The sequence below is a fragment of the Streptomyces sp. NPDC054842 genome (genome assembly GCF_053611025.1).
Genome location: NZ_JBSGZN010000013.1, coordinates 1 through 18,192, shown reverse-complemented (window position 1 = coordinate 18,192; position 18,192 = coordinate 1). Strand labels below are relative to the sequence as shown.

The 18,192-nt window shown below is 73.9% G+C and carries 19 protein-coding genes; 9 read left to right on the top strand and 10 right to left on the bottom strand.

What is annotated here, in order from left to right; all coding sequences use genetic code 11:
- Positions 1–219 precede the first annotated feature (219 nt).
- Both ACWGIS_RS12630 and ACWGIS_RS12625 read left to right on the top strand, forming a co-directional pair.
- A complete protein-coding gene (locus ACWGIS_RS12630) occupies positions 220–2,232 on the top strand; it encodes a TerD family protein (protein WP_453362389.1) in 2,013 nt (670 codons plus the stop codon).
- Positions 2,233–2,347: 115 nt separating this feature from the next.
- Positions 2,348–3,346, top strand: a complete 999-nt coding sequence (locus ACWGIS_RS12625) for a GAF and ANTAR domain-containing protein (protein WP_453362388.1) — start codon at positions 2,348–2,350, stop codon at positions 3,344–3,346.
- Between the two features lie 10 nt (positions 3,347–3,356).
- Here ACWGIS_RS12625 and ACWGIS_RS12620 read toward each other — a convergent pair whose 3' ends face one another.
- Positions 3,357–4,160: a hypothetical protein gene (locus ACWGIS_RS12620; RefSeq protein WP_453362387.1), complete on the bottom strand. Its 804-nt coding sequence runs from the start codon at positions 4,158–4,160 to the stop codon at positions 3,357–3,359.
- Positions 4,161–4,733: 573 nt separating this feature from the next.
- On the opposite strand from ACWGIS_RS12620, the gene ACWGIS_RS12615 reads away from it, so the two are divergent.
- The 4 genes from ACWGIS_RS12615 to ACWGIS_RS12600 all read left to right on the top strand — a co-directional run bounded on the left by ACWGIS_RS12615 (position 4,734) and on the right by ACWGIS_RS12600 (position 8,763).
- The gene (locus ACWGIS_RS12615; RefSeq protein ID WP_010986199.1) at positions 4,734–4,937 is read left to right on the top strand and encodes a cold-shock protein; all 204 of its coding nucleotides are present in this window, start codon (positions 4,734–4,736) and stop codon (positions 4,935–4,937) included.
- 202 nt (positions 4,938–5,139) lie between these two features.
- Positions 5,140–5,418 carry an SCO5918 family protein gene (locus tag ACWGIS_RS12610; protein WP_453362386.1) on the top strand — a complete coding sequence of 93 codons (279 nt, stop codon included), beginning with the start codon at positions 5,140–5,142 and terminating at the stop codon, positions 5,416–5,418.
- Positions 5,419–6,112: 694 nt separating this feature from the next.
- Positions 6,113–7,033: an LAETG motif-containing sortase-dependent surface protein gene (locus ACWGIS_RS12605; RefSeq protein ID WP_453362385.1), complete on the top strand. Its 921-nt coding sequence runs from the start codon at positions 6,113–6,115 to the stop codon at positions 7,031–7,033.
- Between the two features lie 410 nt (positions 7,034–7,443).
- A complete protein-coding gene (locus ACWGIS_RS12600; protein ID WP_453362518.1) occupies positions 7,444–8,763 on the top strand; it encodes a hypothetical protein in 1,320 nt (439 codons plus the stop codon).
- Positions 8,764–8,783: 20 nt separating this feature from the next.
- Here the strand turns inward: ACWGIS_RS12600 and ACWGIS_RS12595 are convergent, their stop codons facing one another.
- From ACWGIS_RS12595 to ACWGIS_RS12575, 5 genes are all read right to left on the bottom strand, one after another.
- Positions 8,784–9,884, bottom strand: coding sequence for an ABC transporter ATP-binding protein (locus ACWGIS_RS12595; RefSeq protein WP_453362384.1), 1,101 nt, complete (start codon positions 9,882–9,884; stop codon positions 8,784–8,786).
- A 37-nt stretch (positions 9,885–9,921) separates the two neighbouring features.
- On the bottom strand, positions 9,922–10,740 hold the full coding sequence (locus ACWGIS_RS12590) for an ABC transporter permease (RefSeq protein ID WP_453362383.1): 819 nt from the start codon (positions 10,738–10,740) through the stop codon (positions 9,922–9,924).
- Positions 10,737–11,555 carry a molybdate ABC transporter substrate-binding protein gene (gene modA, locus ACWGIS_RS12585; RefSeq protein ID WP_453362517.1) on the bottom strand — a complete coding sequence of 273 codons (819 nt, stop codon included), beginning with the start codon at positions 11,553–11,555 and terminating at the stop codon, positions 10,737–10,739. The genes ACWGIS_RS12590 and modA overlap by 4 nt, the downstream gene beginning before the upstream one ends.
- A gap of 340 nt (positions 11,556–11,895) precedes the next feature.
- Positions 11,896–12,291, bottom strand: coding sequence for a TOBE domain-containing protein (locus ACWGIS_RS12580; protein ID WP_453362382.1), 396 nt, complete (start codon positions 12,289–12,291; stop codon positions 11,896–11,898).
- An 88-nt stretch (positions 12,292–12,379) separates the two neighbouring features.
- The gene (locus ACWGIS_RS12575) at positions 12,380–13,090 is read right to left on the bottom strand and encodes a GNAT family N-acetyltransferase (protein WP_453362381.1); all 711 of its coding nucleotides are present in this window, start codon (positions 13,088–13,090) and stop codon (positions 12,380–12,382) included.
- Positions 13,091–13,607: 517 nt separating this feature from the next.
- Here ACWGIS_RS12575 and ACWGIS_RS12570 point away from each other — a divergent pair.
- Entirely contained in the window at positions 13,608–14,357 is a 750-nt protein-coding gene (locus ACWGIS_RS12570) for a GAF and ANTAR domain-containing protein (RefSeq protein WP_453362380.1), read from the top strand.
- A gap of 76 nt (positions 14,358–14,433) precedes the next feature.
- Here ACWGIS_RS12570 and ACWGIS_RS12565 read toward each other — a convergent pair whose 3' ends face one another.
- The 4 genes from ACWGIS_RS12565 to ACWGIS_RS12550 form a co-directional block, all read right to left on the bottom strand.
- Positions 14,434–14,604, bottom strand: coding sequence for a hypothetical protein (locus ACWGIS_RS12565; RefSeq protein ID WP_453362379.1), 171 nt, complete (start codon positions 14,602–14,604; stop codon positions 14,434–14,436).
- Positions 14,605–14,647: 43 nt separating this feature from the next.
- Positions 14,648–15,004 (bottom strand): PRC-barrel domain-containing protein, encoded by a 357-nt coding sequence (locus ACWGIS_RS12560; RefSeq protein ID WP_453362378.1) that lies wholly within the window; start codon positions 15,002–15,004, stop codon positions 14,648–14,650.
- 329 nt (positions 15,005–15,333) lie between these two features.
- Entirely contained in the window at positions 15,334–15,681 is a 348-nt protein-coding gene (locus ACWGIS_RS12555; protein ID WP_355788623.1) for a hypothetical protein, read from the bottom strand.
- Positions 15,682–16,051: 370 nt separating this feature from the next.
- Positions 16,052–17,047, bottom strand: a complete 996-nt coding sequence (locus ACWGIS_RS12550; protein ID WP_453362377.1) for a helix-turn-helix transcriptional regulator — start codon at positions 17,045–17,047, stop codon at positions 16,052–16,054.
- A 159-nt stretch (positions 17,048–17,206) separates the two neighbouring features.
- Between ACWGIS_RS12550 and ACWGIS_RS12545 the strand changes: the two genes are divergently transcribed.
- Together ACWGIS_RS12545 and ACWGIS_RS12540 are read left to right on the top strand one after the other, a co-directional pair.
- Entirely contained in the window at positions 17,207–17,515 is a 309-nt protein-coding gene (locus ACWGIS_RS12545) for a hypothetical protein (RefSeq protein WP_453362376.1), read from the top strand.
- Between the two features lie 400 nt (positions 17,516–17,915).
- The gene (locus ACWGIS_RS12540; RefSeq protein WP_453362375.1) at positions 17,916–18,146 is read left to right on the top strand and encodes a hypothetical protein; all 231 of its coding nucleotides are present in this window, start codon (positions 17,916–17,918) and stop codon (positions 18,144–18,146) included.
- Positions 18,147–18,192: the final 46 nt, after the last annotated feature.

The following is an 18,192-nucleotide window of genomic DNA, read 5'->3' as shown; positions in this document are numbered from 1 at the left end:
GCGGGGGCACACCACGCCGGCCGCCTGGAGGCCCGAGCAGTGGCAATCCTGTTCCTCCGGCGCCGGATATGCCGGTGGAAAGAATTCGGAACGACGGCCACGCACGTCCGGGCGCGCGCTAAGGTTCCCCGGTGCGCGCGGTGTGAAGCGCGTCACACTCCGCTACAAGTCAAGAGGTCGCCGGGGGGCTTCCGCGCGGCTGTGCATCTGGGGGGCCTCATGCACGAGATGATCAAGGGTGCCAACGTCGGTCTCGCGTCTTTGAGCGAGGACATCGGCTCGGTGATGATGAGCCTGAGCTGGAGCAGTTCGACCGGCGAGGGCGACGCGGACGTCTCCGTGCTGCTGCTGGGCGGGAACGGCAGAGTACGTGGTGACGCCGACTTCTACTTCTACAACAACCCGGTCGCAGCCGACGGCAGTGTGCAGCTCCTCGGCAAGGCGCCCACGGCCGACGGCAACGAGGACCGCATCACGTTCGATCTGACCGCGATTTCCGCGGACGTCGAGCAGATCGTCGTGGCTGCGAGCCGCTCCGAAGGCGCCGGGTTCCAGGATCTGCACGACGTGCGCCTGACGCTGGCCGACGGCTCCGGCGAGCCCCTGCTCCGGTTCTCAGTCGAGGACGCCGGCCCGGTCGGGGCGCTGCTGTTCGGCGAGCTTTACCGAAGGGGCGCCGACTGGAAGTTCCGGGCAATCGGACAGGGCTACGAGTCCGGTCTGGCAGGCCTCGCCACCGACTTCGGGGTCGACATCGACGACGCGGCGGAACCCGAGGACGACCTCGCGCTGGAGGCGGTCGTCGCCGTCGTCGAGGCCGGCGCTCCGATCGTGGCGGTGACCGTCCCCGCGCAACCGGCCAGTGGTCCGGCGGACGGGGTGAAGAAGAGGGCCGCCCGCCCGCGTACCGCCAAGAAGAAGGTCACCCTGCCGAAGGTGGCGAAGAAGTCCCTGGCGGACAACGACTCCTGGCGCACGGCCCGCCTCTTTCCGGCCTCGGCCCTGAAGAGCGACCGGGAACGGGAAACGCGGGCGACATCGGTGCTCCTCTCGGTGATGGCGCAGGTGCCCGAGTTCGGGCGGCGGCTGACCGCGGGGTTCGGGGCGCCGGCCGGGCGCATGGAGACCTTCACCGAGGTCACGCTGCCGAACGGCGAGTCACCGCGGCGCCCCGACGGCGTCATCCGCGTCGAGCGCGCGGGAAAACTGTGGACCGCGCTCGTCGAGACGAAGACGAACGGGAACGCCCTCAAACCCGAGCAGGTGCAGGCCTACGCCGACATCGCGGCCCGCCGGGGATACGAGGCGGTGATCACGCTCTCCAACGACGTGGAGCTCGACGGCAGTCCGCTGGTCGAGGTGAAGCTGGACGGCCGCCGCAAGAACAAGGTGGCGTGCCGTCACCTCTCGTGGGCGGAGGTGGCGCACCAGGCGCAGATGCTCATCCGGCACGAAGGGCTGGGCAACGCGGCGCACGCCTGGCTCCTCCAGGAACTCCTGCACTACCTGCAGCACGAGAACTCCGGCTGCCACGGCTTCCAGAACATGGGACCGGCCTGGGTGCCTGTGCGCAACGGGATCGACGACGAGACCCTGTGCCAGGGCGACCCGCGCGCCACGCAGGTCGTCGAGAGCTGGGAGCGGCTGGTCCGCCAGGTGTGCCTGCGGCTCGGCGGTGAACTCGGGCAGAAGGTGCTCCCGGTCCAGCGCAGCAAGCGCGGGACCGATCCGCGGGCACGGCGGGAGGCACTGGCCGACCGGTTGTGCCTGGACGGCCGGCTCGACGCCGAACTCCGGATCGAGGGCACGCCCGGGGTCCTCGCCCTCTGCGCCGACCTGCGTACGGGCAAGCTGCGCACCTCCATCGAGATCGCCGCGCCCGAGCAGGGCTACCCCCTCAACTGGGCCAAGCGACTCGTGCGGCAACTGTCCGCGGCCCCCGCAGACCTGCACATCGAGACCCTCGTGGAGGGCCAGACAGGCGGCCCCCGCGGGACGCTGGAGCGACTGCGGCCCGAACCCGCCGACATCGTCCCCAAGACCGGCGCGCAGATCACCGGGTTCCGGTTGTCCCTGTTCCGCAGCATGGGCAACACCAGGGGGAACGCCGAGTCCGGCTTCATCCGCAGTGTCGACGAGTCCGTGGACCGCTTCCACGCCCAAGTGATCGTCCACCTGGACAGCCGCCCGTCACGCCCCCGGCAGCCCGCGGAGGCCGCCGTCGCCGGGTAGTCCGCCTGTCGGACACCCCGCCGCTTGGATCCGCCCCCCTGGGTACCCGGACACCGGCACGCACTCCACCAGAGACGGGTGGTCGACGGGCGGGGCTCGGAAGGAGGCGGTGGCCGTGCGGTCGAGGAAGGGCGGTTGCGGCTCCTCGGGCTCCGGCGACGACTCCCCGAACGCCCCCGAGCCGAACGGCGACGACGGCAAACACGACAACGACTCCGGCCCCGGCCCCACCGCACGGACGGCGGCGGGCGCGGCCCCCGGCGCCGAACCCGACGCCGGCTCCCGCCCACCACCAGGGCCCGCCCGGCCACCCGGCCCGGACGCCCCGGAGCAGGCGGACGCCGCGCCGCAGCACAGGGTGGACGAGGCCCCGGAGTCCGGGGACGCCTCCGCCGGCCGGGCGGACGACGCCGGGTTCGAGGTCGCCGTGGCGATCGCGGACGCCGTCTGGGGCGTACCGCCCGAGGAACTGCCCGGGCGGCTGTGCGCGGCGGCGGTCGACCTGCTGCCGGTCAGCGGCGCGAGCATGTCGCTGCGCACCGACGGACTGCCGGTGCGGCTGGGCGCGAGCGACGCGACCGCCGCCCGGATCGCGGACGTCCAAGGCACGCTGGGCGAAGGCCCCTGCCTCGACGCCGCCACGGCCGGAACCGCCGTCATCGCCCGCGACCTGACCCGGGGCGCCGACGCGGGCCGCTGGCCCGTCTTCGCCGAGGAGGCCACCGGAGCCGGCGTGCGGGCGGTGTACTCGCTGCCCCTGGGCGACGCGCGGGTGTGCGTCGGCACGCTGGACCTCTACCGGGACTCCCCCGGCGAGCCCACCAGAGGCGAGCTGAACACCGGAGAGCTGGTGGCCGGGGTCGTGACGGTCGCCCTGATGTCGCTGCCGCGCGGGGAGTGGACGGGAACGCGCGGCGACGGCACGTGGCTGAGCCGGCTGATCCCGGACCACGAGAAGATCCACCAGGCCATCGGCATGATCATGGCCCAGCTCGGCATCGGTCCGGAGGACGCGCTGGCGCGGCTGCGCGGATACGCCTTCGCGGACGGCCGTACGGCGGGCACGGCGGCCCGTGAGGTGCTCGCGCACCGCAAACGGTTCCGCCCCGAATAGGGGGCGGGCGTCACCGCCGCCGGGTCGAGGGTGCCCCGGCGGCCCGGTCGGCCAGGACGGCCTTCAGCCGCTGCGCACCGCGTTCGGCGGCCCGCACGGTGGACTCCTCGTCGGTGCCGTAGAGGCCGCCGTCGGTGAGGACGAAGGCGCTGTCGCCGACGCGGACGGACACGATGTCCAGGGTGAGGGTGGCGGGGATCTGCTCGACGTCCCCACTCACGGTCATCCGCAGCCCCTGCCGCGCGTCACCGAGCCCGGGCAGCGGCGAGTCCACGACCTGCACCGCCCGCTCCACCCCCTGTTCGTCCGTGGCGGTGAACTCGCCGCACCGCGCGGGCAGTCCGCGCAGCCACTCCATGGAGGCGTCCAGCCCGGCCCGGTCGTACGCGGCGACCACATGGCGCAGCTGGGCCCCGTTCTCGGTGTCGTCGAAGCCGACGACGGCCCGCCCGCCGGACGGCTCGCCCAGCAGGTCGTCCTCGTACAGGCCGTCGAGCAGCCGCCGGCAGTCCGCGTCGTCCGCCGTGCCCTTGAGGAGGGCGTCGTGCCAGGTGGCGGCGCCCTCGGTGGGCGCCCAACGGGGGCCGAGGTCGTCGAGGGCGAGCCGCGCCTGCGCGGCCTGCGCGTCACTGAGCGCGGCGGCGGCCGCGGGCGCCGCTCGCCGCCGCTCGCCCGCCGGAGGGGCGCTCGCGTCACCCGCGCCCGCGTACGTACCGGCGCCCCGGCCCGTGCCGCCGCCGGCCGAGCAGGCCGCGCTCGTCAGCAGCGCGCCCGCTGCCAGAGCCGTGGCGAGAACGCGGGGCAGACGGTGCATGGCGGTACCTCCAGCGGTGCGTGGCGACGCGTCCGGGCCTTCGGGCCGGGCAGGGGAGTGTCCGCGCCCCGGTTCCGGGTCCCGCGGGTGATCACTCGTGCCCGTCTGCCCCAAGGCACCATTCCTCGTACGCGTCCACCACCGCGCCGGACCGTACGGGTGACGGGCGAGTGATGTGGGTGACACCGCGGGAGCCCGTCCGGTGTCCGCCGGCGCCCGGTGCGCGGGAGGCCGCCCGGACCTTGGGGGGACTGGAGGGGCCGCGGAGCCCTCCGGCGAGGCCCTTCAGATATCTGTCGTGGCGAAAGCAGAAATCGCCGGGATGCGCCGACAGGTTTTGTTATTCCTTCGGAAGGGGTGGCATAGTGGCCCGCCCTCTCCGGCTGCTGCCGTGCTACTGTCGATTTCAGTTGCAGTTGTGGTTCCCAAAGTCTTGGAGCGCACCACCCGGTCAGTACTGGGCGGTTCGCTTCTGAATTTCCGGTGTTTTTCTCCGGACGGGGCAATCATCGCGGCGACCGCGGGTCCGCACAGTGCGGGCCTTCGAGCACTGCTCCCGTAAGGAGATATGACATGGCTACTGGTACCGTGAAGTGGTTCAACGCTGAAAAGGGCTTCGGCTTCATCGAGCAGGACGGCGGCGGCGCCGACGTCTTCGCCCACTACTCGAACATCGCCACCCAGGGCTTCCGTGAGCTCCAGGAAGGCCAGAAGGTGACCTTCGACGTCACGCAGGGCCAGAAGGGCCCGCAGGCCGAGAACATCGTCCCCGCCTAGTCCTGGGACACGGCTGACGCCTGACCCACGGGTTGGCTGACGCGTTACAGGTGGCCGGGACCCGCACCACGGGGTGCGGGCCCCGGCCACCTGCTTTTTCGTTTTCCGGACGTTTCCGAGTACGGCTTTCCGCGCTTTCTGCGCCGCGCAAGGCCTTGTTCTCCGTCCGGATCAGCACTGAATTTCGCCCCGCGGAGGCACCATGCGTTGTGTGATCGCCCGTTTCCCGTTCGACCTCATCAAGAGCGAGGTGGAGCACTCGATGTCGGGTGTCCGGCCGGAACCCGTCACCGGTGGGTCCGTGGCCGTCGGCGCGCACACGTACCCCATCAAGCAGGTCGGCGAAGTGATCACCAGGCAGGACCGCCGTGACTTCACGGAGTCCGAGGTCGCCCGCGCGCTCACCCGGCTCGGCTTCACCTGCCGTCCCGCCGCCGCTCCGGCCGCCCCCGCGGCGCCGAGCTGGACCGAGACGGCGTAACCCGAGCGGTACATCCCCGGCCCTTCCGGCCGGGGCGGACACGTCCCCGGCCGGACCGGCCGGGACTGACGCGGCGGTCGCAGCAGGACGCGATCGGCGCGTCGACTGTTTTCCGGCCCCCCGCCGCATGCACCGGCTCCGCCGTGGGGTCTCCGCTTGCCCGGACCGGCTTCGCCGTGTGTCCACCATCCCGGGACCGGCCCCGCCGTGAGCCCACCATCCCGGGACGTGTGTCCCTTGCCTCGGGCCGGCTCTCCCGTGCGACTCTGCCGGGGCAGGTCTGCCCCGCCCCTCTGCCTCCCACTGGTCCGCGGTGAACCTCCCCGTGGCGAGCGGCAGTTGGCCGCGAGTGAGCGCACATGCGGACGTTGGTAATCCAGTTACGCGCCCCCTCGTGACGCGGATCGGCATGCCCTCGACGCGGTGACCTCCGGGCGAGGCGCCCGCTCCGCGCACGCTCGCCGGAATATCCGGTTCCCTGTGTGGGCGTCATGTGACGACCCGTGAAGTATGTGCGCGTTCAACAAGGTTGACAGTGCTCACGCGGTGGCCGACGATGTGGTCGCACCGTGGCGCATGTGACCAATGAGCCCGGTGTTTCTTCGATCCATGATCCCCGGTGCGGCCGGCCCCCGGCTGCTTCGTGCTGCCCGCTGCCGTCGCCCGGGTCTCGCAACCTCACGATGGGATCCGCATGTCCATAGCGAGACGTGTCACGATGCGCTGCCTGCTGGGGACGGGCGCGGCGGTCGTCGCCCTCTCCGCCGTCACGGCCAGCGCGTACGCCACCGACACACCGGGCGGCGACGGCTGGGACGGGGCCGGCCGCGGATACACCTCCGGACAGGGACCGGGCACGGTGACGGAGACCGATCGCTGCCAGTTCTCCCTGGACGGCAAGGAGTTCGCCGACTCGGTGCGGGTCGACGACCTGAACCTCCGGCCCACCGAGGACGGCAAGGTGCACATCGAGGTGCGGGCCGCCGAGGACGCCGCGACCTGCACGGCGTCGCTCGCCGCCTACCGGACGCACGGCGCGACCTTCAAGACGTCCGGTGTCCAGGTCTTCCACGACTTCGACACCGTGACCGTGAAGCGCGGCGAGACCGACTCGCTGGACATCTCGGTGCCGGACGCGGGCTGCTTCGCGCAGGTCGACCTGTACCGGGGCAAGGTCAAGTTCGACGGCCGGACGGACGCGAACGACGGCTTCGAGCACGGTGACGTGCCGCAGGGCCCGGACCGCCCGGTCATCAAGGACAAGCTCATCGCCGCGTGGAACGGCGGCACCAAGGACTGCACCGCCGAGACGCCCGGCACGCCGGAGACGACCCCGCCGGCGTCCACGCCCCCGGCGTCGACGGCGCCCGCCTCGACCCCGCCCGCGTCCGCCACCCCGTCGGCGTCGAAGCCGGAGTCCACGCCGTCCGACGCGGAGTCCACCACGCCCGCGGCGCCCACCGCCGCCGGAGGCGAGTCCACTCCGGAGGGCGACCTCGCGGAGACCGGCGGCGGCAACACGCTCCCGATCGCGGGCGGCGCCGCCGCTCTGCTCGCCGCCGGTGCGGCCATCGCCGTGGCGACCCGCCGCCGTACGGCCAAGTCCCGCTCCTGACCGACCCCGTCCCCGCCCGAAGGGCCCGGCGCTCCCGCTCCAAGGGCGCCGGGCCCTTCCCCGTTCCCGGGCACGGACGGCACGCCGCCGCCGGACGGACCGCCTGCCGAAACCGGCGGCGACCGGCCCACCTCCGGGCAGGACGAGGAGATACGGGGTATTTTGTCCGGTAATTTCCGTGACGGGTACGGGCGGACAGGGCTCGTACGCATCCGTGCGGTCCTTCGTGCTCGCGGGGGTGGTGGAGGGTGGACGAGGCCAGGGCTCCGGGCGTGCGGACCGTCGGTACCGAGCGGCGGGCGCCCTCACCGGGGCCGCGTACCGCGCCGTCGCCCGGGACCGGCCGCGCCTGGCCCGCCCTCGTCGCCTGCGCCTTCACCCTCGCCCAACTGCTCCTCGTGGACCCCCGCATGGGTCTCGGCTGGGACGAGGTGGTGTACGTCAGCCAGGTCACCGCGCACAGCCCGGCGGCGTTCTTCAGCGCGCCGCGTGCCCGGGGGGTGTCCCTGCTGGTGGCTCCGGTCGCCTCCTGGTCCTCGTCCACCGGGCTGCTGCGCACCTATCTGGCCCTGCTCTCCGGGCTCGGACTGTTCCTGGCGCTGCGGGCCTGGCGCGGACTGTTCCCGCCGCGGATCCTCGCCCTGGCGGGAGCCCTGTTCGCGACGCTGTGGGTGACCCTGTTCTACGGCCCCCAGGCCATGCCCAACTACTGGGTCGCCGTCGGCGGGCTGGCCGCGGTCGGCCTGTTCCTGCGGGCCCGCGCCGACCGGCGGGCCCGCGCCGCGCTGTGGGGCGTCGGCCTGAGCGTCGCGCTGATGGCGTGGATGCGGCCCACCGACGCCGTGTGGACGGCCCTGCCCCTGCTGGCCGCCGCCGTGTACGCCCGGCGGTGGGCCCTGCTGGCGGCGCCGGCCGCCGGGCTCGTCGCGGGCACCGCCGAGTGGGTCGTCGAGGCGTACGCCGGCTTCGGCGGCCTGGGCGAACGGCTGGCCGAGGCCGCCCGCATCCAGGGCGGCCTCGGCTGGAACATCGCCGTCCTGGACCAGCTCCGCACCATGGACGGACGCGCCCTGTGCCGTCCGTGCGGCGGGCCCATGCCGAGCACACCGGTTCTGCTGTGGTGGTTCGCCCTGCCGCTGCTCGCCGCACTCGGCGCGGCCGTCGCGGTCCGTGCCGGGCGCCCGGCACGCACGCTGCTGCCGCTCGCCTGCGCCGCGACCGCCGGCATCCCCTACCTCCTGATGATCGGGTACGCCGCACCGCGCTTCCTGCTCCCCGTCTACGCCCTGCTCGCGATCCCCGTCGCCGACGCGCTGGCCTTCCTGTTCACGGCGCCGGTCCGGGCCTGGCGTCCGGTGACCGTGACGCTGGTGTCGCTCGGTCTCGCCGGTCATCTCGCCGTGCAGTACGCGGTGCTGGAGGCCGCCGTGGACCGTACGGCCGCCGCGCACCGGGACTGGGCCCGCACGGCGGCCGGGCTGCACCGGCTCGGCGTACGGCCGCCCTGCCTGCTCACCGGCGAACAGGCCATCCCCATCGCCTTCTACGCCGGCTGCTCCTCCGCCAACGTCACCGGCCACAACGCCAACATCACCCGGGAGGGCGTGGAACGGGCCGCGCGCCGGATGCCGGTCGCCGCGCTCTCCGTGCCCGGCGGCCGGCCCCCGCCCTACGCCCGCACCTGGCGGCCGCGGCCCGTCGCCGGGATGTACGCCTTCGTCGCCCCCTGACCCGGGTCCCCGGCCGACGGTCAGGCGGGGTAGGCGTGCGTCTGCGTGGCCTTGACCGTCGCCCAGACCGGGGCGCCGGGGTGCAGGCCGAGTTCGGCGGCGGCGACGGTGGTCAGGTCGGCGGCGAGGGGGAGTTCGCCGCCGAGGTCCGCGCGGATCTGGTCGCCGTGGGTCTCCAGGCCGGTGACCCGGCACTGCCACAGGTTCCGGGCGCTGGAGCCGGTCGGACGGTCCCGGTGGAGCGTCACGGCGACCGGCGGGAAGGCCACGAAGACGGGACCGGACAGGTTCTCGGTCGTGGTGATCGCCGGGCCCGCGTCCAGCCGTACGGTGTGGCCCTCGGCCCGGCCCCGGTAGAGGTTCAGGCCGACGAGCCGGGCGATGTAGTCCGTCCGCGGGTGCCGCGCGATGTCGGAGGGGGTGCCTTCCTGGACGACCCGGCCGTCCTCGACGACGACCAGCCGGTCCGCCAGCACCATCGCGTCCAGCGGATCGTGCGTGACGAGGACGGCGACGGCCTCGAAGTCGGCGAGATGGCGCCGGAGTTGGGCGCGCACGTCGAGCCGGGTCCGGGCGTCGAGCGCGGCGAGCGGTTCGTCCAGGAGCAGCAGCCGGGGGCCGGTCGCCAGGGCCCGGGCGAGGGCGACGCGCTGGGCCTGCCCGCCCGAGAGCCGGCGCGGCCGCGCGTCCGCGTGCTCGGCGAGCCCCATCCGCTCCAGCCACCCGGCGGCCCGCTCCCTGGCCGCCGCCTTCGGCAGTCCCCGGCAGCGCGGCCCGAACGCGACGTTGTCCAGGGCGGACAGGTGCGGGAAGAGCAGGTAGTCCTGGAAGACGACACCGACCGGGCGGGACTCCGGCGGTGTCCCGTCCAGGCGGACCCCGTCCAGGTGCAGCCGGCCCCCCTCGGACAGCGGGGTGAGCCCGGCGAGCGCCCGCAGCGCGGTGGTCTTGCCGGCCCCGTTGGGCCCGAGGAGCGCGACGACCTCACCGGGCGCGGCACGCAGCTCCACGTCCAGGCGGAACGTCCCGCGCTCCACGAGCAGCCGCGCGTCCAGCCCTTCGGCGGCGGGCGCGTGCCCGGTGGTGGCCGGGGCCCCGGGGCGGTCGGCGGCGTCGGTCATGACGGCTTCCTCCGGTGGTGGCGCGGGCAGGCGTCGTTCATGACGTCGTCATCCAGCGGTCCCGCAGCCCGGCCAGCACCGCGATCGACACGGCCAGCAGCACCAGGCTCAGCGCGATCGCCGCGGCCGGGTCGTTCTGGAGGGCCAGGTAGACGGCCAGCGGCATGGTCTGCGTACGGCCGGGAAAATTGCCGGCGAAGGTGATCGTCGCGCCGAACTCGCCGAGCGCGCGGGCCCACGCGAGCACGGACCCCGCCGCGATCCCGGGCGCGATCAACGGCAGCGTCACCCGGCGGAACGCGGTGAAGCGGGACGCGCCGAGCGTGGCCGCCGCCTCCTCGTAGCGCGGATCGGCGGCCCGCAGCGTGCCCTCCACGCTGATCACGAGGAACGGCATCGCCACGAACGTCTCCGCGACCACCACGCCCGCCGTCGTGAACGGCAGCGTGATCCCGAAGGCCGAGTCGAGCCACTGCCCGACGACGCCGTTGCGGCCGAGTGCCAGCAGCAGGGCCACACCGCCCACCACCGGCGGCAGGACGAGCGGCAGCGTCACCAGGGCGCGCACGAACCCGCGTCCGGGGAAGTCGGTGCGCGCGAGCAGCCAGGCCAGCGGCACGCCCATCACCAGGCTCGCCGCGGTGGCCGCCGTCGCGGAGACCAGCGACAGCTGGAGGGCCTGCCAGACCTCCGGACTGGTCAACTGCTCCGGAAGACTCCGCCACGGAGCCCGGACGAGCAGCGCGACCAGCGGCAGCAGCAGGAACACCAGGCCGGCGAGAGCGGGCAGCAGCAGGGGCAGCGGGGCTTTTCCCCGCGCACCGGTGCCGGCCCGCCCGCGCCGTCCCGCGGTCACGGCGCGAGGAACCCGGCCGACGTCAGCACCCGCTGCCCGTCGGCGGACCGCACCAGCTCGATGAACGCCCTGGCCACGGCGGTGTCCCTCGCGTCCTTCAGCAGGGCGATCGGATAGTCGTTGAGGGCGTCGGCCGACTCGGGGAACTCCACGCCCTCCACCTTGTCACCCGCCGCCTTCACATCCGTCTTGTAGACCACCGCGGCGTCGGCCTCCTTCAGCTCCACCTTGGTCAGGGCGCTCTTGACGTCCTGCTCGTAGGAGACCGGGGTGAGCTTCACCCCGCTCGCGTCCAGCGCCTTCTGCGCGGCGGCGCCGCACGGCACCGTCCGGTCGCACAGCACGACCTTGAGGCCGGACGCGCCGAGGTCCTTCAGGGAGGACACCTCGTCGGGGTTGCCGGGCAGGGTCGCGATCTCCAGCTGGTTGCGCACGAAGGTCACCGGGGCGCCGGCCGTGCCCTTCTGGTCCGTCACGAGCGCCATCGTCTTGGGGCTGGCGGCGGCGAACACGTCGGCCGGGGCGCCTCCGTTGATACCGGCGGCCAGCGTGTCACTGCCCCCGAAGTTGAAGGTCACCTCCGTACCGGGGTGGTCCTTCTCGAACCGCGCGCCCAGTGTCGTGAAGCTCTCCTTCAGGGAGGCGGCGGCGAAGACGGTCACCGTCCCGGAGAGCTTCCCGGACTCGCCGCCCCCGGAGTCCGCGTCGGATCCGGAGGAGGAGCAGGCGCTCACGGCCAGCAGCACGGCGGTGCCCGCACCGGCCGCCCGGAGGGCCCGGCGGATACGGCGCGTCCGGTGCGCGGAAGGGGTCATCACGAGTGCACTCCTCTGGACGTTCGGGCGGTCCTGCACCGAGCATACTTCCGCAGATGCCAGCCAAAGGTCTCCTGTCACATCGCATGAGCAGGTCTGGGAGTCGCAGGGGAGCGCATGTGCGTTTCTACGGGGTGCTGGGGCGGGGGTGTGGCTGTGCCCCTGCCGGGTGGGGAGGAGAGGGCTGGTGCGGGCCGGGCGGGGAGGAGAGGGTGCCTGGGGACAGGTCCGTGCGGGCCGAGGGGAGGGGCAGGGGCAGTGCGGGTGGGTGGCCGTGCGGGGACCTACGTGCGGCTGTCTCCGTGCGGGGACCTGCTTGCGGCTGTCCCCGGGTGGGGACCTACGCGCGGTCGATGTGCACGCTGGTGGACTTCACGCGGGCGGTGGCCTCCATGCCGACCTCCAGGCCGAGTTCCTCCACGGCCTCGCGGGTGAGCAGGGAGACCAGCCGGTGCGGGCCGGCCTGGATCTCCACCTGGGCGGCGACGTCACCGAGTTTCACGGCGGTGACGATGCCGGGGAAGGCGTTGCGCACGGAAGTGAGGGAGGCGCCCTCCTCCTCGGCACCGCTCTTCGCGAGCTCGACCGAGAACGCCGCCAGGTCCCGGCCGTCGATGAGCCGTCGGCCGCCCTCGTCGCGGTGCGTGGCCACCCGGCCGGCGTCCGCCCACCGTCGCGCGGTGTCCGGGCTCACGCCCAGCAGACGGGCCGCCTGGCCGATGGTGTAGGACTGCATACGCGCCAACATAGGCGCGAAAACCTGGCACCTGCAAACGTCGGGGGCCGCCGATGAGGGCAACCGCCGGCGGGCTGGGCGTCGGGGGTCAGCGCAGGGGTCTGCGGATCCACACCTCCCGGGCGCCCGCCCCCCGGTCGGCACCGGCCCCGAGGCCGGAACCCGTACCGCCGGTGTGCGAGCCGGGGCCCGTGCCGGTCCGGGTCCCGCCGCCGGACGCCGTGCTCGTGCCCGTCCGGGTCCCGCCGCCGGTCGCGGTGCCCGTGACGGGTCCCGCGTCGGGCCGGGCACGACGGCCCGGTCCACCGAGTCTCGACCAGCCCCAGGAGTGCAGGGTCCTCGCCGCCACGTTCGCGTGACCGTTCGCGTCGGGCCCGTTCACCGACGCGACGACCAGGTCGCTCCCCAGGCGGGCCAGCAGCCGCTCGGCCAGCCGGGTCGCCACCCCCTGGCGCCGGTGGGCCGGCAGCACCATCAGCTCGGCCAGCTGGAACGCCCGTCCCGACGTGGTGAGTTCCTCGACGTCCGGCGGCAGATCGCCCCGGAAGTCCGACCACCAGTCGCCGGTTCGCGCGACCCGGAACCCGTAGACGCAGCCCGCCAGACCGTTCGCGTCGGCGACCACCATGTCGAAGTCGGGCTGCCCCACGTGCTGTTCGAACCGGCGCAGATAGCTCTGGCGGTCGCGGTACTCGGCACCGGCGGCCCCGCGGTAGGCCGTCACGTGCACGTCCGCGACGGCGTCCCGTTGCTGCTCGGCCTGCCACCGCGACAGTCTGCGCAAGTACACCTCGGTCATACGGACCTCCCCCGCCGCGGGACGGACACCCCCGGACTCGGCATCGTGACAGCGCGCGCCCACCGGGTAAACCGGGCGTCGGGATCCCGGCGGGCCGTTGGACGCGGCGGGGCCTTCGAGCGCGGTCTATGCTGCTGATGTGGTCGCCCCGGAGCCGGGCGGCACATTCTCTTCTCGACACGGTGCCTGCCCACATGACCTCAGGCACGGTCGCGGGACGCATCCTCAGGATCGAGGCGCCATGCTTCTTCCGTCCCACGCGCAGGACCCCACGCGAACGTCCCCCCGGTGAACGCCGTACGGCCGGCGCGGACCACGCTGCTCCCGGCCGGACCGGGCCCTGGGGCCGCCGTCGTCCACGGCGGTGGGGGCGCCCCCCGTTCCGGTGCCTCCCCGGACCCCGTGGCGACGGCAAGGACGACCGCAGGACGCGGCTGGCCGGTCGGGACGCCTCCGCCGTACGCACCGTCCTCCGTCCACGACGTCCGCGGACAGCCGCCGACGAGGGACGTGCACGATGGATGAGCGGCTCCTCGCCAGGACCTTCGTCGAGCTGGCGGACAACCTGGCCGCCGACTTCGACCTGATGGACTTCCTGCGCATGCTGGCCGACCGCTGCGTGGGCATGCTCGACGCGAGCGCCGCCGGGGTGCTGCTCGCGGACCGCCGGGGCCGGCTCGGGGTCATGGCGGCCTCGGACGAACAGGTCCGCCGGCTGGGGGTGTTCGAGGTGCGGAGCGACGACGGCCCCTGCCTCCAGTGCTTCCGGTCCGGCGCCCCGGTCACGGTGCCCGACCTGTCCGAGCGGGCCGTCCCCTGGCCGGACTTCGCCGAGGCGGCACGTCTGCGTGGCTTCGGGGCGGTCCAGGCGCTGCCGATGCGCCTGCGGGACGAGACCGTCGGCGCCCTGGCCCTCTTCCGTGCCACGCCGGGCGGCTTCGACTGCGCCGCCACGTCCCTCGCCCAGGCGCTGGCCGACGTGGCGACCATCAGTCTCTTGCAGCACCGGTCCACGCACCGCAGCACGGTCCTGAACGAGCAGCTCCAGACGGCCCTGGACAGCCGGGTGCTGATCGAGCAGGCCAAGGGCAAGCTCGCGGAACGCCAGGGCAGCGACCCCGAGCAGGCCTTCACCGCCCTGCGCCGGTACGCGCGGGCCCACAACCGACGGCTCGCGGACCTGGCGCAGGCGTTCGTCAGCGGTTCGGAGCCGTTCCCCGGCCTGGGCCTGACCGGCGCACCGGTGACGGAGGGGCCGGCCGACTGAGCAGCGGACCGGAGCGGAACGGCGCCCGGCGCAGGAGGACGTACGCCCGTTCCTGCCGCACGTCCAGGGCGGCCGGTCAGCGCAGGGGGCGTCGCCTGGAGTGCCCGGAGAGCCGGGTGGCGGCCAGGACGACGGCGACGACGAAGACGGCGATGCCGATGAAGAGCAGATAGCCGAGATCCGCGGCCGCCACCCCGATGATGCCGAGGATCATCGCCGCGAGGACCAGGAGCAGGAACAGCACCATGACCCGAACACCTCCCTCGGGGCCGGACGACGGGCCGCGCGGCTCAACGGCGTGCGAGCTGCCGTTCGCCGTTCACACCCGGCCGGTAGGCCATGCCGTAGTACTGGAAGATCTCTTTTTCCTGCTCGGCGGGCAGGACGTCGTCCGTGCCGATGGAGGGGGCCTTCTTCACCTGGCTCCGGGCGTAGGCGACCTTGAGGTAACCGGGTCCGAGGACGGTCTCGTCGAGCGGCACGAAGACCAGCCGCTGACGGGTGGGCAGTCCGGCACGGACGGTCGCCACGGCCGGTCGGTCGGTGGCGGTGTCCACGTAGACCGCTTCGAGGACGCCGATCTTGTGGCCATTGGGGTCCACCACGTCCTGGTCGCGCCACTCACGGATGTCGGCTGCCTGGATCATGCCTTCTCCTCCCTGAGCGGGGGCGGCGGCCCGGTCCGCGCGGGGCTCACCCGAGCCGGCGCGCCGACGGAGGCAACGACTCCGGCGGAACACGCCGGAGTCGCCCTTCCGGGAGGCCGCGCGGGAGAGCGCACCACCCACATTCATCGTACTGCGAGGGGCGCGACCCGGCCGGTACGGCGATGACGGCCACCCTCGCCCCGTACAGCTCACGCCCCCGGCCACGGCGGCCAGTCTCCTCCCGGCGTTGCGCCCACTCAGGGCCCGGCGACAGCTCGGGGCGTCGGCCGCGGCGCCCGCCCGCGCGTACGGCGACGGCGCCCGCCCGGTCACAGGCGCAGGAGTCGCTCCGTGATCTCGCGGTACTGCCGCAGCGCGTGCCGGAACTCCTCCGCCTGTGCCTGGGCGTCCTGGTCCTGCCAGCCCGCCCGGAGGCTGCGGCGGCGCTCCGCGAGGGCTTTGGCGAGTTCCGCGGTGACGTCGTCGAGGGCGCTCTCGGCCGACTCCAGGGCCTCGCGCGGGGTGTCGGCGAAGTCGAGGAGGGCCTGCCGCAGGCGCTGGGAGACCCGGTCCCGTTCCTCGGCGGGGAGCAGCGGCTCCGGCCCCGGGACACGGCGTGCGCCGGCTCCGGAACCCTTGTCCGGTGGCTGCTGGGCGCGTGCCTGGTCGTACATCATCGTGTCGCCACTTCCCTGTGCGTCGCGCCGGCCGGGTGCCGGCCGGGCCCTCGTCTGGATCAGGCCGGGCCCGCGGGCCCCGATGCGCGCTCAGGACCCCGACCTCCGAGCGGAAGGGCCTCGACGCTCCCGGCCCGCCCGGTCGGCCCGCACCGTTCCGCCAGTCAACGCCCGGCGACGGCCGCTGTCAACGAACTCCTGGCGACGGAGAGTTGCGGCCCGGTCACCTGTACGGGAGACGGGCGGGGAGCTACGCCGGTCACGGGAGCCGGGTGGCGAATCCCGCCGGTCACCTGCGAGGGAGAGGGACGGGGAGCCCGGCGGTATGCCCGGTCGTCCGCCCGACGGCCGCCCGCCCGTCCCTCCGCCGTCAGGGGCGGGCCGGGAGCCAGCCCCGCTGCACGGCGCGGACCCCGGCCTCGAAACGGCTGCGGGCGTCGAGGCGGTCCATCAGTTCGGAGGCGATCCGCCGGGCCGTACGGGGGGAGACGCCGAGGCGCTTGGCGATCGCCTCGTCGGTGTGGCCCTCGGCCAGCAGCCGCAGGGCCGTCGCCTGCTGGCCGGTGAGCCCGTTCCGGTCGACGGCGACGACCTCGCCGAGCGGCCGGGCGGACTCCCAGGTGGTCTCGAACAGCGCGCACAGCGCGGTGAGCGTGCCGTGCCCGGTCAGGAGGACCGCGCCCGCGGCCGTGTCGTCGCTGCTGACCGACATCATGGCGATCCGCCGGTCCATGAGGATCATGCGGGTCGGCAGGGACGGCACCGTGCGGACCTGACCGCCCAGTCCGGCCAGCCAGTCGGCGTGCTCGACGGTCGGCCGGTTGGTGCGGACGCTGTCCAGGTAGACCGTGCGCATACGCACCCCGCGGCGCAACAGGTCCTCGTTGAGCGGCCGGGACGCGGCCATGTTCTCCGCGGTCTGCGGCCCGCCGGGGGCAAAGGTCAGGAACTCCTCGGTCACCTCGCGGGTGAGCACGGCCAGCCGGTCGCGTATCCGGTCCAGGCCGACGAGCTGTTCCACCCCGGGGTGGCTGGTGGCCGGCCGGAGCTCCGCGTACTCGGAGATGAGCTGGGCGGCGGCCGCCCGCGAGGCTTCCAGGCGGTGCTGGTGGGCCGCGAGCTGCGCCTGCTGCCGGGCCATCAGGACCTCCATCCCGATGTCGGGCGACACGGCGCGCAGGCGGCCCGCGTCCCCGGCGGCCGGGCGCACCAGGGCGAGTTCGCTCAACGTGTCGAGGGCGTCCCGCACCTCCTCCTCGGACAGCTCCAGCTCCGCGGTCAGCGCGGTGACGCCGGCCGCCGGGTGTCTGAGCATCGCGCGGTACACGGTCTCCGCGACGGAGTCGAGGCCGAGTGCGGTCGTCATGTGATCCCCCAGATCCCTGCGTGGAACATCCCCTGCCCGTCGGGGATCTTCGCAGAGAGTGGGTGGGTCGTCACAGAGGGAGGACGGAACAGGCCCCGGCCGCAACCGTCCAGACCGCGAACGCCCCGTCAGTGGGCCCGCGTTGAGACGCTGGAGCGCATGTATCTGGTCCACGCGCATCTGGAGCTGCCCGGCGCCGATGAACTCCCGCCCGGCATCAGGGTGTCGGTGCGACGCGCGATCGTCCCCGCCGACCGTGTCGAGCACGTCGCCGTGCACCCGCGCCCGCCTCGCGGCCTCACCCTCGGCCTCTATCTGCTGTCAGGGGCCTTGGAGGAGGCGGAGGAACGGGCCCTCCGGGTCTGCGAACGGCTGCTGTGCGCGATGCCGGAGCTGGCCGGGGCCCGGCTGACCGGCGCGGGGGTCCCGGTCCTCCCGCTGGCCTTCGTACCGCAGCCGGTGGACTGAGGAGGGCTTCGGGAGGATCCGGGACCGGCTGGCACGGGGCGGTCGCTGAACCGACTCGGGCGTCCGCGTGGACACCGCCGTGGACGGGAGCGGCCTGCGGGGAGGCCGTCGTGAACGGGAGCGGCCTCGGTCTCCCCCCTGTGGGTGCCTTGGGGTCCGGAGCGGCCGGCGTGGGCGCCTTGCGGTCCGCAACGGCCCGCTTGGACACCGTCGTTGACGGAGGCCGACGGAGGCCGCCTGTGTGGACGCATCAGTCCAAGGCCCTTTCCGTCCATCCGTGGAGCCTTTCCGCGGGCCCGAGCCGCGGCGAACCTGTGGGGGACCGGTCAGGCCGACCGCCACCGCGGGGCGCGACGGCCGCCGGACGCCACCGCTCACCCCGGAAGGAACGGAACCCGTCATGCTGCGTACCCGAATCGCCCAGGCCGCCGCGGTCGCCTCCCTGGCCGTCGCCGCGTCTCTCGCCGCCCCGGCCCTCGCGTTCGTGCCCGGAGCGGACCCGGCTCCGGCTCCGGCCTCCTCCGTCCTCGCGGACGCCGGTTGGCAGGTCACCCCGCAGGACGCGGGCCGGCAGACCTCCCCGGAGGACGCGGGCCGGCAGGTCGCCCCCGCCGACGCCGGTTGGCAGTAGGCGAGAGGCCCTCGCCGCGGGTCGTGTCCGCCCGCGTGGCGGACAC